This is a genomic window from Novosphingobium sp. BL-A-28-Hi1-0D, assembly GCF_055521755.1.
Map to the genome: position 1 here is coordinate 352,961 of NZ_JBVFVV010000002.1, position 18,898 is coordinate 371,858.

Here is an 18,898-nt window from a genome sequence, read left to right on the forward strand (position 1 = left end):
TTGTGGCCATGCTTCCATCGCCTACCGAGGCAGCGGCTCAGCCGCCCGTTGCCGACGTGGGCGCAGAAATCGTCGTGACCGCACAGAAGCGGGCCGAACGGGCTGGCGATGTGCCCCTGTCGCTTTCCGTTCTGGGCAGCGATGCCCTCGAGGCCGCGCGGCTCACGCAGGCAGACGATCTTGCCGCGCGCATCCCGAACCTGCGTTTCAGCGCGACAGTTGGAGAGAACACCCCGATCTTTGCCCTGCGCGGCGTTTCCATGTCGGATTTCAGCTTGAATCAGGCCGGACCGGTGGCGGCCTATTACGACGAGGTCTACAAGGGCAACTTCGCCTTCCTCGGGCTGCAACTCTATGATCTTGCCCGGATCGAAGTGCTGCGCGGGCCGCAGGGCACGCTCTACGGCAAGAACGCGACCGGCGGTGCGATCAACTACGTCTCGGCACGGCCGGTCTTTGCGAATGAGGGCTACCTCATGGCGGGCTTTGGCAACTTCGGCCGCATCGAAACGCAAGGCGCGGTCAATCTGGCCCTTACCCCGACACTGGCAGCCCGCGTCGCCTACACCGCCGCGCGAGCCGATGGCTGGTTCCGAAACAGACTGGCGGGCCAGCCTGATCTGTCCTCGACGCGCGAATATGGCGTGCGCGGAAGCGTGCTGTGGCAGCCGTCTGACAGTGTCGAGCTGATCCTGCGCCTCTCAACCAGTCTGCAGACGCCGCAGAATTACGGGAATTTCTCATCGCCCCGCTCCGATGGCATCGGATCGGGTGTCTATGAGGCTTACGGCCAGGGCAGCAGCTATTTCCGCACCGGTCTTGGCGTGCGGGAGATCGAGGCGAATTTCACGCCGCGCCGTCATGCCCGGACGTGGTCTGCGTCGCTCACGGGCACCTTCCGGCTTAGCGACACGCTTTCACTGATCTCGGTCACCGGATGGGACAAGGGCAGCCTTTACGTGCCTGAGGATACCGATGGCAGCCCCTTGCGCACGCTGGAGATACCCTACACCGATCGCGGCACGCAGTTCGGGCAGGAGCTGCGCCTTGTCTGGGAAGGCGATGGTCCGCTCAGCCTGATCGTTGGCGCGCATCACCACCGCGAAGACCTGTTCAACGCGACTGACCTCAATTTCTGGACTGATCTCGACGTCGATGGCAATGGCCGCGTCGATGTGAACGACTGCACCGCGAACGACAGCCTCTATGCCTGCGTCGTTTCGAACCGCTTCGATCAAGACAAGCGCAGCTGGGCGATCTTCGGTGACGCCAAACTGGCTCTTGGTGCGAGAACGACCTTGCGCGGAGGCCTGCGCTTCACCCGCGACACCGGACTGCAGGACGAGCTCACATCGCAGTTGCGCGGCTTCGATGGCGTGCTCGTTGCAACCCTGATCGAACCGCTTGACCGGCATTTTGCCAACAGCAACCTTTCAGGCAAGATCGCCATCGATCATCGTCTGCCAGACGGCACCTTGCTATTTGCGAGCCTTGCACACGGCTATCGCGCAAGCGGGTTCAATGCCCAGGCGTTCTTCAACGCCTCGGAGGCCGGTGTCGCGCGGCCAGAGACCATCGACGCCCTGGAAGCTGGAGCAAAGCTGAAACTGGCAGGAGGCGCGGTTTCCGCATCGCTGACCGGCTTTCATTACCTCTATCGCAACCAGCAGTTCCTTTCCGTGAACCCGGCGGACGCGACGCAGACCCTCGTCAACCTTGATCGATCGCGTATCTACGGTGCAGAACTCGAACTGGACGCCCGGCCGTTGCCCGACCTGTCGGTGCAGTTCGGGCTTGGCCTGCTGCATGCACGGGCAACGCGTGGGCTCGTCAGCGGCCTCGACGTGCGCGGGCATATCCTGTCAAACGCACCGTCACTGACAGCCAATGCAGGGTTTGACTGGACGGCCTGGAGCAACAGCACTGCCAGCGTCACGCTGCGCGGGGATGCAAGCTACGTCTCGTCGCAGTTCTTCGAGATCGTCAACATTCCTCGCCTGCGCCAAGGCGGCTACGCACTGCTCGGGGGTGGAATCGACTATCGGCGGGGCCCGTGGACGTTGTCGCTGTGGGGGCGCAACCTGACCGACAAGGTCTACTTCACCTCACGCATCGACCTTTCGGGCTTCGGGTTCGATTACAACCATGTCGGCACCCCGCGCACTTACGGCGCCTCGCTACGGCGCGAGTTCTGAGGCGGCGGCGATTACGCTCCTGATGGCCTGCGTTCAGCCGAATACGCTGGCTCTTACCCAGTCGACAGTGGAAACCGGATCGGCAAGGCGCGCTTCGCCAAGCACTTTGGCCCAGTAGCCTTCCGACCCATCCGCCAACCTCCATTCATGCAGGCGGCGGCTGAGCAATTGTAGATCGTATTCCTCGGCAATGCCAATGGCGCCGTGGACCGCGTGGACGGATGAAGCGATGCGGACGGCGGCGGTCGAGGTCGTGATCTTGGCGGTTGCGGCGGCTGCGAGCGCCACACCGATCCCTCCCGCACAGCCCAATTGCGCAGCGAGGCGGCAAGCGATCAGGTCTTCGGCGACAACGCTGAGCATCTGCTGAAGCGCCTGCTGGCGACCGATAGGCTTGCCGAACTGGACGCGCTCGGACGCGTGGGTGGTTGCCATCTGGCCAAGCCGCGCGGCAGCGCCTGCGATGAGGGCCGCGCGAAGCACGGCAGATATGGGCCGCAAGCCGTTCGCCGGTCGTGGCAATGCGGGACCCTGCGGTGGAAGCGTCGCCCTTGCGCCAAGCGCGCCGTGCACGCCGGTCTGCTCCAGCCCAAGCGCTGCGGCGGATGCGAGGATCAGCGCTTCGCCATTGTCGACCAGCACGTGCGAGGCCAGAAGCGCGCCGGGTATCGGCATGGCGACAGCCGTTGCCAGCGCGATCGGTCCATCAGGTGCGGCAAGGCCTGCTTCGGCAAGCAGCGCGCGGGCCACCATGGTTTCGGCGACCGGCAGCGGCAAGGCGTGGGCACCGATGGCTTCGACCAGCGGCTCGATGTCGCCGAGCGTCAACCCTGCGCCGCCATGTGCTTCACCCACCAGGGCGTCAAGGAAGCCCGAGGCAGCAAGTTCTGCCCAGATGACCTCGACCGACCCACCGCCTTCAAGCGCGCGGATGGCTGCAGGGGTGGCGATTTCGTCGAGCATGCGGACGAAGGGTTCAAGCAGTTCGTTCATGATGGTTCGTCCCTCCTCAACGCAGACCCATGCCGCGCGCGATGATCCCGCGCAGGATCTCGCGCGTGCCGCCGCGCAGGCTGAAGCTGGGGGCGATGTGGGTCACATACTGCAGGGTGCGGTATAGTTCGGCGCTGACGGGTTCATCCGGGTGCGCGGCAAGATCGTCGCCGATCACTTGCGGCAGTTCCTGTTCGAACCCGGTGCCGCGATCCTTGACAATGCTGGCCTCGACCACCGGGCTTTCGCCCGCTTCGAGCAGGGCGGTGCAGGCAATCGACATGGCGCGCAAGGTTGCCAGTTCGGCGGTCAGCCTGCCGACCAGCGTATTGGCATCGCTGCGTCCGACAGCCTGCAGATGCCGCACCCAGGCATCGAGCAGGACAACGCTGGAATAGATGCGCTCAGGGCCGGAGCGCTCAAACGCGAGTTCGGCGGTGCACTGCTTCCACCCGTCACCCTCATTGCCGACGAGCGCGTGCTCGTCGAGCATGACGTCTTCGAAGAACACTTCGGCAAAGTGTGCGTCGCCCGTCAGGTCAACGATGGGGCGGACGGTCACGCCGGGCGCCTTGAGATCGACGATCAGCTGCGACAGGCCGACATGGCGGTCCTCGGTCGTGCCGGAGGTACGGACAAGCGCGATCATGTAATCGGCGTGCATCGCGTTGGTGGTCCAGATCTTCTGGCCATTGAGCTTCCAGCCCGCGCCCACGCGTTCGGCACGTGTGCGAACGCCAGCGAGGTCAGAGCCTGCACCGGGCTCGCTCATGCCGATGCAGAACACCTGTTCGCCACGGCAGATCGCCGGGATATGGCGGGCACGCTGAACGTCGCTGCCATAGTTCAGCAGGAGCGGCGCGCTCTGCCGGTCGGCGATCCAGTGCGCGGCAACCGGGGCCCCGGCCTGAAGCAGTTCCTCGACCACGACGAAGCGCGCGAATGGCCCCCTGCCCTGCCCGCCATGTTCCTTCGGCAGGTTGAGACCGACGAACCCGGCGGCACCCAGCCTGCGGCTGAACCCGGCGTCGAAGCCTTGCCATGAACGCGCTCGACGATCGGAAGGCACGCCGTCCAGCTCCTTGGCGAGGAAGGCGCGGATTGCGGGGCGCAGCGCTTCGTCATCAGGCGGAAGGGTGGCTAGCGTCATGTTGTCGAACACGGATGGAGTCCTCTCTTGCGTTGCCCGTTCGCGCCGGACACGTTAGGGCTTAACCAAACAATTAAGCGATTGCCAAGAGGACCCGAAAGGCCATGTCAGACGAAACCGCCCCCTTCCTGCTGATCGAGCGCGATGGCCCTGTGGCAATCGTCACGCTCAACCGGCCCGATACGCGCAACGCGATCTCGGAAACCAGCCACAGCGAAGAGATTGCGGCGTTCTGCGCGGCTGCCACGCGCGATCCATCCATCCGTGCGGTGGTGCTGACCGGCGCGGGCAAGGCGTTCTGTGCAGGGGGCAATGTCAAGCACATGGCCGAGAAGACTGGCATGTTCGGCGGCTCTGCGTGGTCGATCCGCAACCAGTACCGTACCGGTATCCAGCTGATTCCGACCGCGCTCTACGATCTGGAAGTGCCGGTGGTCGCAGCGGTCAACGGTCCTGCCATTGGCGCGGGGCTCGATCTTGCCTGCATGGCCGACATCCGCATCGCATCGGACAAGGCGCTGTTCGCCGAGAGCTTCGTTAAGCTGGGCATCGTCCCAGGCGATGGCGGGGCATGGCTGCTGCCGCGCGTGATCGGCATGGCCCGCGCCAGCCTGATGACCCTTACCGGCGACACCATCGATGCAGCCAAGGCGTTGGAATACGGCCTCGTCAGCGAAGTCGTCGGCCCTGAGCGGGTGCTCCCGCGCGCGCTGGAAGTCGCCCATGCCATTGCCGCGAACCCCGGCCACGCCACGCGCATGGCCAAGCGCCTGCTGCGCGAAGGACAGGACATGAAGCTCGCGCCCCTGCTCGAACTCTCGGCGGCATATCAGGCGCTGGCCCACCACACTCAGGATCACCACGAGGCGGTCAGCGCCTTCCTCGAAAAGCGCAGGCCGGAGTTCACGAACAACTGAGCGATAAACACGGAAAGGCGGACGAGGCATTTGCCCCGCCCGCCCACTGTTTGCCGACCTGAACTCTATCTCGTTCAGGTTGGCGAGGGAGCCTGGATCAGAACTTGATGCCAGCGCGCACGCCGTAAGTACGCGGATCGGCGAGCTGGACAGTGCCGTTCGCACCCGAAGCGATGGACGAGACAGTCACGTTGTCTTCAAGGTTCTTCACGAAGAGCTGGAAGTAATAGTTCTTGTCAGGCGCGTTGTAGGTCAGGTTCGCGTCGGTCTTCGAGAAGCCCGGCTGCTTGAGCTGCTGGACGTTGGCAAGACCCGCCAGCTGGTAGCTGGTGCTGATACGAGTGCGGATCTGCGCATCGATGGTGCCAGCGCTGCCGATGTCGAAAGTGTGGACGTAGTTGAGGTTGACCGTCCAGCGCGGCGAACGGTCGAGGTCGAGGCCCTTCCAGTCCCGCTCGACGGTGGCACCGCTGATAATCAGGTTCGGCTTGAAATTGCCATAGCGGGCATTGAGCCAAGCCACGGCAACGTCAAAGTGATCGTTGTCGCCAGCCTGGATGTTGCTTTCGAGTTCGATGCCATCGACCTTGGCAGTCGCCGCGTTGGTCGTGACCTGGCACTGGCCACCTGCCGGGGTACACGTGGCGACCTGGCTGACCTGCAGGTTCTTGTAATCGTAGTGGAAGCCCGAGAGGTTTAGGCGGACGCCGCCGCCGAGGCGGGTCTTCAAGCCGGCTTCGTACGAGGTCAGCGTCTCCGGTTCGTAGTACAGCGCGCCAAGGGTGCGGTTCTGGTTGCACGCGGCGTTCTCGGCGGTGTTGCAGCCGTCATTGAAGCCGCCGGCCTTATAGCCCGTCGAGACGGTGGCGTAGAGCAGAGTCGTGGCGTTCACGTCATAATCGAGTCCGAGACGCCACGTGGTCTTGCTGAACGAGCGCGCAGCGTTGTTGTTGGCCTTGCTATCCGTCGGCAGGTTGCAGGCCACGGTCGAGCAGGTGACGGTGTTGCCGATGCGCGACTTGTCGTCGTGCGAATAGCGTATGCCGGCGGTGAAACGCAGCGAGTCCTGCAGGCTGTAGGTGGCTTGCGCGAAACCGGCGTAGGATTTGGCCTTGGTCGGATCCTGCGGGAAACCGAACACATAGCCCGGCGCGTTGGGAGTCGGGTTGAGCAGGCCGAGCAGGTAGAAGCCGATGCCCGACTTTTCCTCGAAGTAGTATCCGCCGATTTGTGCCTTGAGCGGGCCATCGCCGTTGGTGGCAAGGCGCAGTTCGTGGCTCTGCTGCCAGTATTCGCCGTCGAAGCGGGTGGCGATAGCACGTGCGCCCAGGCCACGGATGTTGATGCCGTCTTCGTGGCGTTCGAATTCGCGGTAGGAGCCCAGGTAGTTCACCGTAACCGGGCCCAGGTCGTAGCTGAAGTCAGCCATCACGCCCCAAGTGCTGTTGTTTCGGTCGGTGCCGAAGTTGGACGGCACGTTGAGCGTGCGAAGCTGGCTCGAGGACCGGTCACCGCCGATGTAGGTCGGATTGACGAAGTTGGTGGTGGCGTTCGAGTAGACGTTGCTCAGTGGCAGCGCATTGACGTTCTGGCCATCGATGCTGGAATAGTCGGCCCGGACGACAAGTTCTCCGCCGCCCAGATCAAAAAGGGCCGAACCGCGGAGCGACAGGTTCTCTTTGAACGGGCTGAGCTTGGAAGTGAAGCCGGTACCCGCCTTTAGGTAACTGTCGCGACGGTCGTAGTTCACCGCACCGCGCAGGGCGATCTTTTCGCTGACGGGGACGTTGATGACGCCGGTCGCCTGGAAGGTGTTGTAGTTGCCGTAGTTGAGGTCGACCGAACCTTCGAACTTGTCGAGCTTGGGCTTGGCCGAGATGACGTTGACGACGCCGGCCGTGGTATTGCGACCATAGAGTGTGCCTTGCGGGCCACGAAGCACTTCGACGCGGCCGACATCGAAGAACGACACTTCCTGGACCTGCGGACGGGCGATGTAGATGCCGTCGAGCATGAACGCGGCGGAAGGGTCGCCCTTTTCGGTGCCGTCCGTGCTGGTCACGCCGCGGATCGTGATCTGCAGGCCGTTTGCACGGTCGATCGAAAGGTTAGGGACGGTCTCGGCAAGGGCAGTCGGGTTAGTGATCCCCTGGCTGACGAGGGCCGTACCGGCAACGGCCGTGAGCGCCACCGGCGTCTTGGAAGCAAGCGACTCGGTGCGGTTGGCGGTGACGACAATGTCGCCATTGTCCACGGGTTGATCGGCTGCTTCCTGCGCGGAGGCCGATGTAGCACATAGCACCAATACCGAGGCCAGGCCGGTTAGTTGCAGTCTTTTCATTAACTTCCTCCCTTGAGACAACGCTGTCATACGAGGGGGTGTTCGAACTCTTTTCTGTCCGAACGATCTGCTTCAGGCCTCCCCTCGCGTTACAGTGTGTCTGCACGCGATGTTATGACCCCTGCCTTGCACAGCAGATTTGACAGCGCAAGTCAAAAATGCATGTTATCGAGGATATCGATATTGTGCATGCCAATGTACCATAAAAACAGCCTTGTGCATGCAAGGAGGGTTACTCGACTTTCTTGTCCAACTGCCGAGCAAAGCCCTCAAGCGCACTTGATGCATTGAACATGTGCGCACGCATGAGTTTGGCGGCTTCCTCACCATCACCGCGCATCACGGATTCGACAAGTTCACCATGCTCGTGCCGGGACCGTTCAGGGCGCCCGCTTTTGCGGAGCTGTGCACGACGGAAAGCAGCCATGCGCTCGCGCAGCGCCTTGGCCTGCTCGACCATGAAGGCATTGTGCGTTCCTTCGTAGATCGCGTCGTGAAAGCGCCAGTTGAGCCGATCGTATTCATCGACATCCCCGCGTGCGACGGCGAATGCTGAATCCTCGTGAATACTGCGCAATGCACTACGTTCGGCCGGCGTCATCCGCCATGCTGCAAGCCGTACGCACATCGCCTCGATCTCGGCGGAAAGCTCGAACATCTCGAATATGCGTTCCGTGGTCATTGCTGCGACGACCGCACCGCGGCGCGGCCGCATTTCAACGAGGCCCGCTGCTGCCAACTGGCGCAGCGCTTCGCGAACCGGGGTGCGCGAAGCGCCGAAGCGATCACCGAGCAGCTGTTCGTCCAACTGGGCCCCAGAGGGAAGCGCGCCGGTCGTGATCTCATCCGCCAAGGCCAGGCGGATGCGATCGGATAAGAGCATACCGGCTGCTGAGTCAGGATCGAATTTCATATTGCTGCATGCTCATGAATGTGATTATTGGAATCTTGCATACACATATGCCGGAAATAACAGCATCTGGCAAAATGTCTCAAGGACCCTACTTTTGGCCCAATCAGCCGAGCAGAGCATTCTGTCCCTTTTCCTTGCCAGTTCTGATGCGACGCCAGACGCTCCGTTCCTGATCTCGCCTGACGGAGCCGTCCTCAGTTATGCTGCAGCACGTGCGCGGTCAGCCCAACTGGCGCATGCGTTTCGCCAAGCCGGCGTCGAGCCCGGTGACCGGGTGGCGATACAGGTGGAGAAATCTCAAACTGCCTTGCTGACGTGGTTGGCGGCGCTGCAGGCGGGCGCGGTCTATCTGCCGCTGAACACCAGCTATACCGTGGGCGAATTGCGGTATTTCCTTGGCGATGCCAGCCCGGCGCTGGTCCTCTGCCGGACCGAGGACGAGGCGGCAATGGCGGCGCTGTGCAAGGAACTGGGCGTTCCTGAACTGCTGACGCTTGATGACGCAGGCACCGCCGGTTCGCTGGTCGATGCTGCTGCAGACCGACCGGAGCACTTTGATGCCGTGACGCGCGGACCTGACGATCTGGCCGCAATTCTCTACACCTCGGGCACGACCGGACGCTCGAAGGGGGCGATGCTCAGCCACGCCAACCTGGCCTCCAACGCGCTGACGCTGCTGGATTACTGGCGCTTCACCAGCGCGGACCGGCTGCTCCATGCATTGCCGATCTTCCACACGCATGGCCTGTTCGTCGCCACCAACCTGACCATTGCAGCAGGCTCTGCGATGATCTTCGTCGAGCGGTTCGATGCCGGGGAACTGGTCCGCCTGATGCCGCAAGCCTCGGTGCTGATGGGCGTGCCGACGTTCTATTCGCGCCTGCTCGCCCAACCCGGATTCACCCGCGAACTTGCGCAGGCGATGCGCCTGTTCATCTCGGGCTCGGCCCCGCTTTCGGCCGAAGTGCACAAGGAATTCAGCGCCCTGACCGGCCATGCCATTCTTGAACGCTATGGCATGACCGAAACCAACATGAACACCTCGAACCCTTATGAAGGCACGCGCAAGCCCGGCAGCGTCGGCTTCCCCTTGCCAGGGGTGCACTTGCGCATTGCCGATCCGGAAAGCGGAACGGCGCTGGCGCAGGGCGAGATCGGGGTGATCGAGGTGAAAGGCCCCAACGTGTTCGGCGGCTATTGGCAGATGCCGGAGAAGACCGCCGAGGAGTTCCGCGCAGACGGATACTTCATCACCGGGGACCTCGGGTTCATCGATGCAGAGGGCTATGTCCATATCGTCGGGCGGGCCAAGGACCTGATCATTGCAGGCGGCTTCAACATCTACCCTGCCGAAGTCGAAGCCGCGCTCGACGAGATTCCCGGCGTTGCCGAAAGCGCGGTGATCGGCGTGCCCCATGCGGATCTGGGCGAAGCGGTCGTTGCCGTGGTCAAGGCGACCGATCCTGCACTGGATCAAACGGCGGTTACCACTGCTCTGGCTGACCGACTGGCCCGCTTCAAGCAACCGCGTGCGGTGGTGTTCGTTGACGAATTGCCGCGCAACACGATGGGCAAGGTGCAGAAAGCACTGCTGCGCGAGGCCCACGCGGGCCTGTTCGCGGGTTGAGCGTAACGCGATGATTCTTCTGTCCATCGCGATCCTTGTCGCCATCTTTGCGGCGGCAGTGTGGCTACCGGTCAACATGGGCCTCATCGGCCTTGCCGCGGCGCTGGGCCTTGGGGTGTTCGGCGCAGGCCTTCCGGTCAAGGATGTGCTGGCGGGCTTTCCCGCCGACCTGTTCCTGACCCTGCTGGGCATCACTTACCTGTTCGGTATCGCCAGTCGGAATGGCGCGATTGACTGGCTGGTCGCGCGGGCCGCAGTATTGCTCGGACGCCATACGGCCCTGGTGCCGCTGCTGGTGTTCATGGTGGCGGGTATCCTGACCGGCCTTGGCGCGATGGGGCCTGCTGCCGTTGCCATTGTCGCCCCTGTGGCGATGCGGCTTGCCCGAAGTCACGGCTTTTCGCCACTGATGATGGGCCTGCTCGTGGTGCATGGCGCGCAGGCGGGCAGCTTTTCGCCCATCTCGATCTATGGCGGGATCACCGCCAAGGTGCTCGGGCAGAGCGGCATTGCCGCAGATGCACAATACCTGTTCCTTGCCAGCGCCGCGTTCAACGCCGCGATTGCCCTGCTCGTCTGGGCATTCTTCATCCGGCGTGAATCGGTCGCCGGTGTCGGTCATGAAGCGCGGCTCGAACCTGTGGTGCTTGACCGCAATGGCGCCTGGACGCTCGCCGGTCTTGCCGCGCTGGCAACTGGCGCGCTACTGTTCAAGATCGACATCGGCTTCATGGCGCTGCTGGTGATCCTCGCCCTCGCCGTGGTTGCACCACGCACGCAGGACGGCGCACTCAAGCAGGTCGATTGGTCGACGATCCTGCTGATTTCGGGGATTGTGATCTACGTCAGCCTGCTCGACCGGATCGGCACGCTCGACGCGATCAGCGCGATGATCGGGCGCGTCGGCTCACCGATGCTGGCAGTGCTTCTGCTGTGCTATCTGGCGGGCGTGGTCTCGGCCTTTGCGTCCTCGACAGCCCTGCTCGGCGTAATCGTTCCGCTCAGCCTTCCGATCCTTGCCGCAGGACAGTTGCCGGTCATGCCCGTCGTGGCCGCGATCTGCATCGCGAATACCATCGTCGATACCTCACCCTTCTCGACCAACGGCGCGCTGATCGTCGGCAATGCGCCGGAGGACGAGCGGCCTGCGATGCTGCGCAAATTGCTGGGCTATGCGGCAATCATCGTCGGCGTGGGGCCGTTGCTGGCCTGGGCGGCATTCGTGGGCTTGCCGATCCTCTAGAGCTTCACAACGCGCATCGTGGGCACGATGTTTTCCGCCGCATTGATCCAGCGCCACAGGCCTGTGCCGGAACGATGGCCGGCAAGATCGACCCAGTTGCCGAAACCGGGGTCCGCATCGGCGCAGACCACGACCACGCTCCCGTCCGCCTCGTACTTTGCCATCGAGTTGTTGAGCCAGACCTTCTGGTGCACATGGTCGAGCGACTCCATCCACCAGTTGTCGATCTGCAGGTTCCACATGCGGCAATCGGGCACAGGAGACTCGATCACGAGAGCCTCGCCGGGCTTCAGATCGTAGTAGAAGTGCCCGTACCAGATGTTGGGATCGCCGCCTGCCTTCCAGAATATCTCCTGCGGGGCATCGTAGAACTGGTTGGGGTGCGCCTTGAACCATTCGGACCAGTTGGCGAAAGTATTGGCCGTTCCCTTGGCCCATGCGGCCGACGCCATGAGTTGCTGTTCGATCAGCTCTGGCGTGAGCAATGCGGGGACTGCGGGCCCGGCACTGATCCGCTCGACCGTGATGTCGGCAGGGACTTGGGTCTTCTTGTCGTCGAAGGTCTGGCGGACGATCAGCAGGGTGGTGTCGTCGGCCATCGGCAGCCAGTTGCCCGGTTGCGGATCGCGGCTGACCACGATCTCGAACGTGCCATCGGGACCGAACTCCATCTGCGCGAACTCGATCTCGCCGGTCGAGGCCATGGTGCCGTCGATGGCATAGCGGTTCGCCTTGCTGCCGATCGAGAAGTAGGGGACCGAGTTGCGCTTGCCGGTGATGCGATAGGTGCGGTCACCGCGCACGACGCATTGCTGGTAGAGGTTGTCCGGATTGTCCGCGCCAATCTTGATCTTGTCGTCGCACAGCAGGAACAGGCGCGGGAAATCGGGATCGGCGCTGTCGACCAGCATGTTGAGCGCAGTGCGCGCGAGGCGGCTGAGGTAGCGCAGGCCCTCTGCCTGATCGAGCGCAGTCGTCGGCGTGGACGGCCGGGCGAGAACGTCACCTGCTTCGGCCAATTGTGCGCAGAACTTGCGCCAGACTTGGTCTAGGGTGCCGACATCGGACTGGGGATCGGTCATCGGGGCTGGCCTTTCGCAGGAGGAGTGAGTCTATGTCGCTGGATATCGCAACGCTCGCCGCGCGGCTTCAGGCGCTTGAAGACCGCGAGACGATCCGTTCGCTGATCGCAAGCTATGGTCCGCTGGCCGATTGCGGCAATGCGCAGGCTCTTGCGGCGCTGTGGTGCGATGATGGGACCTATGAGGTCGTCGGGTTTGCCACGGCGCGCGGCCACGAGGAGATCGCGGCCATGATCGACGGCGCGGTGCACCGGCAACTGATGGCCGACGGCTGCGCGCACGTGCTTGGGCCGGTTGCAGTGGACCTTGACGGCGACACGGCTACCGCGCGCGGGCACTCCGTGGTGTTCCGCCACGCCGATGGTGATTTCGAAGCCGTGCGGGTTTCTGCCAACCGGTGGACGTTGGTGCGCACCGAAGAAGGCTGGCGCGTATCTCACCGCGCCAATGCCCTGCTGGACGGGGAAGAGGCGGCTCGCATCCTGCTTTCCCCGAACAGGCCTCAGCCGGCCAGCTGACCGCCGTCGACTGTAAACAGCGAGCCGGTGATCTTGCGCGCCTTGTCGCTGGCAAGGAACGCGAACATCTCGGCGATGTCCTCGGGCGCGCAGGAGCCGTCGAGCAGCTTGGGCGCATTGCGCATCATCAGCGCCCAGTCGACGCCTTCGGGCGGCGGCGTGTTCTCGGTCATCGGCGTGATGACGTGGCCGGGACAGATCGCGTTGATGCGCACGCCTGCGGCCGCATACTCGATGGCGAGGCCCTTGGTGATCGCTGCCACTGCGTGCTTCGAGGCCGAGTATGCTGCGTTGTAGGGCTGGCCCTGCAGCGCGGCGGTCGAGGCGGTGTTGACGATGTTGCCCTTGCTCTTGAGCAGGTGCGGCATCGCGGCCTGGCAGATCACGAAGACGCTGGTGGCGTTGACGTGCATCAGCAGGTCAAAGTCTTCGGCAGCGAAGGTTTCGGAACGACCCCACCTCAGCAGGCCGGCGATATTGCAGACGATATCGAGCCCGTCGCGCGCGGCGGTGTCGACCAGCGCGTGGCACGAGGCATAATCGGTTGCATCATATGCCTGGACGACCGGGGCGTTGTGGCCAGCGGCGGCAATCATCGCCGCCGTTTCCTCAAGCCCTGCAAGGTTGCGATCGCCGATGGTCAGCGTCGCCCCCTCGGCGGCAAAGCGGATGGCGGTGGCGCGGCCTATTCCCGAGGCCGCGCCGGTCACCAATGCTCTCTTGCCTGCGAACAGCATCAGAACTTCACGCCCAGCGTGAGGCCGTAGGTGCGTGGATCGGGGAAGTACCCGACCGTCAGGCCACCGAAGCCCGGACCGAAGTCGATGAAGTTCGAAGGATCGCGCTCCTTGGTGAGGTTCTTGACCCAAAATGCAAGCTCGGCCGTGGCACCGCCCAGCGGCACTTCCGACACCGCAGCGCGCAGGTTCACGATCGTGCGACCCTTCGACTTGGTGTTGTTCGCGTTCTGCGCCGAAGCGTTCGGCGTCACCAGCGCATAGGGGAAGGTGTAGTAGCTGGAGACATAGTTGATATCGCCGTTGACGTTCAGGCGACCCCAATTGCCCTGCGCCACGCGAAGATCGACGCCTGCCGCAGCCGTGGTCTTGGGCGTATGCGGGAAGGCGCGGTTCTTGGCGACGTTGGTATCGACGCCGTTCACCGCCTCGATGTAGTTCTTGTACTGCGGATCAAGGAAAGCGAGCGATCCGTTGATCGTCAGCACATCGACCGGACGGATCACCGTCTCGATTTCAAGACCGCGAATGCGCGCCGAGGCGGCGTTCCTGACGATCGAGGAAGCAGCGCCATTGGCGGTGAACACCGAGAGCTGGATGTCCTTGTGCTCGTCCCAGAAGCCCGCGACGTTCAGGATCACCTTGCCATCGGCAAGGCGCGTCTTCACGCCAACTTCATAGCTGTCGACCGTTTCCGGACGGTAGGGGTTGCACAACTCGAACGCACCCGAAGGGCAGTCTGCAGTCGGCGCACGGAAGTCGTTGGTCTCACCGTTGAACCCGCCCGACTTGAAACCCTGCGCGAAGCGGGCGTAGAGATTGATGTTCTGGTTCGCCTGATACGCAAGGGTAATGGCCGGGTTGAAGCGGTTGTACTTGGCATCCGGAACGCCGCCGTAAGGAATGTTAGCGACGACCAGCGGAGACGTGATGCCATTGGCGGCATCATAATTGATCCGCAGGAAGCGGCGCACGTCCTTCTTCTCGTGCGTATAACGCCCACCGAGCGTCAGCTTGAGCGCATCGGTGAAGTTGTAGTCAAGCTGGGCGAACACCGCGAAAGCTTCAGTGTTGGAGCCATAGTCGGACTGATACGAGGCACCGCCACCGAAGAAGCTTTGCGGCCCGAGCGTCTCGGCCTTTTCCTTGTAGTAGAACACACCCGCGACATACTTGAGCTTGTCGCTCATGGTCTGGCCGGAAACCTGCAGTTCCTGGCTCCAGCTGTGGAAGCTGGTGTCGCGACCGGTGAAGGCCACCGGCAGCGGCGAGCCGTCGAGGTCGAGAGAGTCCGCCCACTTCAGATTGCGATAGGCCGTGATCGACTTGACGGTTGCACCGCCCAGATCGAGCGCAAGCGTCAGCGCGTGGCCATAGGTGCGCGAACGTTCATAGAGCGGGTTGGCATCCAGCGATGCGGTCGACTGGCGGTCGGCCCGGTCATAGAGGTTGAGCGGGAAGAACGCGCCTGCGAACGGATAGCTGGGCGAGTTGGGATCGAAGATGTCTTCCGGGCGGCCATTGCGGTTCACGCGAATGAGCTGGGCATAGTCTGGACGCTGGTCGAACTTCGAATAGTCGAACATGTAGTCGGCTGTGAAGTTGCTGCCTTCAGGCTTGAAACGCAGCTGGACCATGCCGCTCTTGCCATCGAGGTCGTTGGTGCGACCTGTGCGTGCAGGTCCGGCCAGGAACGCCTGCGGATAGGGATTCGGCGTCAGCTTGATGAAGCCATCGCGCTTCTGGATCTGGCCGGAAAGCTTCAGCGAGAACGGGCCCATTGCCGGAAGGTCGAGCACGGCGCGGCCCTTCCAGTAGTTGAAGTTGCCATGGGTCAGCTCGCCCCTGAAACCGAGTTCGCCAGTCGGCATCTTGGGCACGAGGTTGACCGCGCCCGCCAGCGCGTTGCGGCCATAGAGCGTGCCCTGAGGCCCGCGCAGGATTTCGACGCGCTCAAGATCGGCAACGTCGAAGATGGAGCCCTGTGCCTTGGCGATATAGACGCCGTTCAGGTACAGGCCGACCGCCGGTTCCCAGGTTACCGCCGGGTTGATCGTGACCGAGCCGCGGATGGCGATCTGGGAGATCGTCTTGTTCGACGGCGCGCGTTCGAACTTCACGTTCGGGGCGATCGAGCCGAGGCTGTCGATCGAGGTTATGCCGCGGGTTTCGAGGAACTGGCTGCTGACCGCCGAGATGGCGATCGGCACGTTCTGGATGTTCTCCGAACGCTTCTGCGCAGTGACGACGATTTCGCCGATGCCAGAATCGTTCTGGGCTGCACTATCCCGCGCAGCGTCCTGCGGTGCAGCCTGTGCGAAGGCGGGGCCTGCAATGAAGGCAAGCGAGCTCAATGCCGTGGCGGCAAGTAGATTCCTCACGATGTCCTCTCCCTCTCGTGGATTCGTTCAGATACGCTCTTGCGTATTCCAATTCGGTCCAAAGTCTATGATTTTGAAACGAGATTGACAAGCATTTCTTGCAAAATGTAGCTGAATGCGTTTTTTGAGTAGCAGTTGGCTGCGCACAATGGTCATCGCGGCGAGGAGAGAGACCCATGGAGCAGGCACACGGCAAGGCGGGGCCGCTTCATCCGGAAAGCGTCTGGCGCACAGGCACTTGCGCAGCATTGCCGCCACCCGGCTCTGCCATACGGGATTGGGGCCTTGCCATCGACGCGCCGCTGCGTCTCGCCGATGCCGATGCGCACAACTGGGCTGGCGAGGCCGACATGGTCGTCGTCGGTCTGGGCGGCGCCGGGGTTTCCGCAGCGCTTGAGGGACTCGAGCAGGGCCTCTCGGTCATCGCGCTCGATCATTACGACGGCGGCGGCTCCTCGGCGGCGAATGGCGGGGTCTATTACGCAGGCGGCGGCACCTCGATCCAGCGCGAGGCCGGGGTCGAGGATGATGCCGGGAGGATGGAAGCCTACTTGCGCACCGAAGTGGGCGACGTGGTGCCCGAACATGCGCTCAAGGATTTCTGCGCGCGCAGCGTCGAGACGTTCGAGTGGCTGCGCGGACACGGCGCACCGTTCAGCGCCACGCTTTACAGCAAGAAGACGTCCTATCCTCCGCTCGACCGGTTCCTCTACCACCCCGACAGCAGCCTTGCCGAACCGTTCCGCAGCCATACCCCGCCCGCCGCGCGCGGCCATCGCACGGTGCGGCGCAATGGCAAGAAGCCGTGGGGCCTGGGCGCCGGGATATGGGAGCCGCTACGCGATTCAGCGCTTCGGCGCGGTTTGCAGCTCCACACCCAGGCCGAAGCACGTCAGCTTGCACTGGACGAGGCCGGACGGGTCATTGGCGTGCGCGTGGAAATGTTCCGCGATCCTGAAGTCCGGGCGAAGCATTCGCGGCTCGTGGCAAAGGCAAACGCCTGGATGGCGATGTTGCCGCCGACCTTCCCCGGCGCGCGCTTCACTTACGCGCGCGGTTTCAAGTTCCTCGCCAGGGCGCGCGCACTCGAGGCGACGAGCCGCAGCAGTGCGTGGTTCCGGGCGCGACGCGGCGTTGTGCTGAGCGCGGGCGGGTTCATCTGCAATTCCGACATGGTCCGCCATTTCGCGGCGCCCTATGCCGCAGGTCTTCCCAACGGCACGCTGGGAGACAACGGCAGCGGCATCATGCTCGGCGTCACGGCCGGGGCGGCAACCGGTCTGATGGAGCGCGTTTCGGCATGGCGATTTCTCTCGCCCCCCGCCTCGTGGGGACGCGGCATGCTGGTCGATGGAACCGGCGCACGCTACGTCAACGAGACATGGTATGGCGCAAGGATCGGTGACGCGATGGTCGAGCGCCACGGCGGCCGGGGCTGGATCGTGCTGGACCGCAAGCTCTATCGCCAGTCGCTGCGCGATGCCTTCGCACCCGAGACGCTCGCCTTCCAGCGCGACATCACGCTGGTCAACGCGCTGTTCGCGGCCGTGAAGGCCCCTTCCCCCGCCGCGCTTGCCGCAAAGCTCGGCTTCGACCAGGCGGTATTTGCGCAGACGCTGGAGACCTACAACCGTGCCGCGCTGGGCGAAATGACCGATCCCCTGTTCAAGACCGGGGCAGACCTCGCCGTGCTGGACGAGGGTCCGTTCTATGCCATCGACGCCTCGGTCGATGCCCGCATGTTCCCCATCGCCTGCATGACAGTCGGTGGATTGCTGGTGGACGCGCGGACCGGCGCGGTCAAAGCGCTCGATGGGGGGCGCGTCGAAGGGCTTTACGCGGCGGGGCGAAATGCGGTCGGCATCTGTTCCAACCTCTATGTCAGCGGCCTGTCCTACGCCGATTGCGTGTGGTCAGGCAGGCGTGCGGCCCGGACGATGGCGAGCCTGGCCGATATGTGATGCTCAGCCGTCGTCGCCAAAGTCCGGCACCCACGGAACGCCGTTGATGTGGCCGCCGCCGTCCACGAAAAGCGTGTTGCCGGTCAGATAGCGGGCGTCTTCGCTGGCAAGGAACAGTGCCACGCCACCGATGTCCGCTTCTGGATCACCCATGCGGCCCATCGGGTTGGAAGCCGCGCTTGCAGCCGCCACGTCGGGCGCCATTTCGGCAAAGCGGCGGTATGCTGCCGAGACCGCTGCCGGACAAATCACGTTGACGCAGATGCCCCAGGGCGCCCATTCGCGTGCGGCAGTCCGCGAATAGGCGCGCACCGCCTCCTTGGCTGCGTTGTAATCGGCCGTTCCCATGTGGGCATTCACGCCATTGAGCGAGGCCATGTTCACGACCCTGCCCCACTTACGCGCCTTCATGTGCGGGAGGGCGCGCTCCATCGCCCACTTGGTGGCGTAGAGGCACATCCTGAGCGCATCTTCGAAACGTTCGTCGGTCTTGCGCTCGATGCGGATCGGGCCTTCACCGCGATAGGCATTGTTGACCAGGATATCGACCGAACCGAAACGGTCGGCGCATAGATCAACCGCCGCAAAGACGTCATCGCGGCGCGACACGTCGCAACGGATGAATTCGGCACTTGCACCAAGCCCGCGCAGTTCTTTGGCCACCGATGGGCCTCGCTCGGCGTCAAAGTCGGCAACGATGACACTCGCGCCTTCGCGGGCAAAACGCCGCGCGATGCCATGCCCGATCCCGTCCGCAGCCCCGGTGATGACTGCGGCGCGTCCTTCAAGCCTGGTACCCATCGATTGTCCCCTTGGGCAAGAAACCGAAAGAGGCCGGGC

The 18,898-nt window shown here is 63.4% G+C and carries 14 protein-coding genes; 6 read left to right on the top strand and 8 right to left on the bottom strand.

Features of this window, described 5'->3' with window-relative positions:
• Positions 1-8: 8 nt before the first annotated feature.
• Positions 9-2,195, top strand: coding sequence for a TonB-dependent receptor (locus ACZ1JW_RS19250; protein WP_465142937.1), 2,187 nt, complete (start codon positions 9-11; stop codon positions 2,193-2,195).
• Between the two features lie 33 nt (positions 2,196-2,228).
• On the opposite strand, the gene ACZ1JW_RS19255 is transcribed toward ACZ1JW_RS19250, so the two are convergent.
• Together ACZ1JW_RS19255 and ACZ1JW_RS19260 are read right to left on the bottom strand one after the other, a co-directional pair.
• Positions 2,229-3,188: an acyl-CoA dehydrogenase family protein gene (locus ACZ1JW_RS19255; RefSeq protein WP_465142938.1), complete on the bottom strand. Its 960-nt coding sequence runs from the start codon at positions 3,186-3,188 to the stop codon at positions 2,229-2,231.
• A 16-nt stretch (positions 3,189-3,204) separates the two neighbouring features.
• Positions 3,205-4,350, bottom strand: a complete 1,146-nt coding sequence (locus tag ACZ1JW_RS19260; RefSeq protein WP_465142939.1) for an acyl-CoA dehydrogenase family protein — start codon at positions 4,348-4,350, stop codon at positions 3,205-3,207.
• Positions 4,351-4,442: 92 nt separating this feature from the next.
• Here ACZ1JW_RS19260 and ACZ1JW_RS19265 point away from each other — a divergent pair, with 92 nt between their 5' ends.
• Entirely contained in the window at positions 4,443-5,255 is an 813-nt protein-coding gene (locus ACZ1JW_RS19265) for a crotonase/enoyl-CoA hydratase family protein (protein WP_465142940.1), read from the top strand.
• Between the two features lie 97 nt (positions 5,256-5,352).
• On the opposite strand, the gene ACZ1JW_RS19270 is transcribed toward ACZ1JW_RS19265, so the two are convergent.
• Together ACZ1JW_RS19270 and ACZ1JW_RS19275 are read right to left on the bottom strand one after the other, a co-directional pair.
• On the bottom strand, positions 5,353-7,596 hold the full coding sequence (locus tag ACZ1JW_RS19270; RefSeq protein WP_465142941.1) for a TonB-dependent receptor: 2,244 nt from the start codon (positions 7,594-7,596) through the stop codon (positions 5,353-5,355).
• 232 nt (positions 7,597-7,828) lie between these two features.
• Positions 7,829-8,509: a GntR family transcriptional regulator gene (locus ACZ1JW_RS19275; protein ID WP_465126552.1), complete on the bottom strand. Its 681-nt coding sequence runs from the start codon at positions 8,507-8,509 to the stop codon at positions 7,829-7,831.
• A gap of 94 nt (positions 8,510-8,603) precedes the next feature.
• Here ACZ1JW_RS19275 and ACZ1JW_RS19280 point away from each other — a divergent pair, with 94 nt between their 5' ends.
• Both ACZ1JW_RS19280 and ACZ1JW_RS19285 read left to right on the top strand, forming a co-directional pair.
• Positions 8,604-10,136: a malonate--CoA ligase gene (locus tag ACZ1JW_RS19280; protein WP_465142942.1), complete on the top strand. Its 1,533-nt coding sequence runs from the start codon at positions 8,604-8,606 to the stop codon at positions 10,134-10,136.
• A gap of 10 nt (positions 10,137-10,146) precedes the next feature.
• Positions 10,147-11,379: an SLC13 family permease gene (locus ACZ1JW_RS19285; RefSeq protein ID WP_465142943.1), complete on the top strand. Its 1,233-nt coding sequence runs from the start codon at positions 10,147-10,149 to the stop codon at positions 11,377-11,379.
• Here the strand turns inward: ACZ1JW_RS19285 and ACZ1JW_RS19290 are convergent.
• Positions 11,376-12,461 carry a DUF1214 domain-containing protein gene (locus ACZ1JW_RS19290; RefSeq protein WP_465142944.1) on the bottom strand — a complete coding sequence of 362 codons (1,086 nt, stop codon included), beginning with the start codon at positions 12,459-12,461 and terminating at the stop codon, positions 11,376-11,378. The genes ACZ1JW_RS19285 and ACZ1JW_RS19290 overlap by 4 nt on opposite strands.
• Before the next feature lie 32 nt (positions 12,462-12,493).
• Here ACZ1JW_RS19290 and ACZ1JW_RS19295 point away from each other — a divergent pair, with 32 nt between their 5' ends.
• A complete protein-coding gene (locus tag ACZ1JW_RS19295) occupies positions 12,494-12,979 on the top strand; it encodes a nuclear transport factor 2 family protein (RefSeq protein WP_465142945.1) in 486 nt (161 codons plus the stop codon).
• On the opposite strand, the gene ACZ1JW_RS19300 is transcribed toward ACZ1JW_RS19295, so the two are convergent.
• Both ACZ1JW_RS19300 and ACZ1JW_RS19305 read right to left on the bottom strand, forming a co-directional pair.
• Positions 12,964-13,689, bottom strand: coding sequence for an SDR family NAD(P)-dependent oxidoreductase (locus tag ACZ1JW_RS19300; protein ID WP_465142946.1), 726 nt, complete (start codon positions 13,687-13,689; stop codon positions 12,964-12,966). The two genes, ACZ1JW_RS19295 and ACZ1JW_RS19300, sit on opposite strands and share 16 nt — an antisense overlap.
• 26 nt (positions 13,690-13,715) lie before the next feature.
• A complete protein-coding gene (locus tag ACZ1JW_RS19305; protein WP_465142947.1) occupies positions 13,716-16,097 on the bottom strand; it encodes a TonB-dependent receptor in 2,382 nt (793 codons plus the stop codon).
• A 176-nt stretch (positions 16,098-16,273) separates the two neighbouring features.
• Here ACZ1JW_RS19305 and ACZ1JW_RS19310 point away from each other — a divergent pair, with 176 nt between their 5' ends.
• Positions 16,274-18,058, top strand: a complete 1,785-nt coding sequence (locus ACZ1JW_RS19310) for an FAD-binding protein (protein WP_465142948.1) — start codon at positions 16,274-16,276, stop codon at positions 18,056-18,058.
• A gap of 3 nt (positions 18,059-18,061) precedes the next feature.
• Here ACZ1JW_RS19310 and ACZ1JW_RS19315 read toward each other — a convergent pair whose 3' ends face one another.
• The gene (locus tag ACZ1JW_RS19315; RefSeq protein WP_465142949.1) at positions 18,062-18,859 is read right to left on the bottom strand and encodes an SDR family NAD(P)-dependent oxidoreductase; all 798 of its coding nucleotides are present in this window, start codon (positions 18,857-18,859) and stop codon (positions 18,062-18,064) included.
• Between the last annotated feature and the right edge of the window lie 39 nt (positions 18,860-18,898).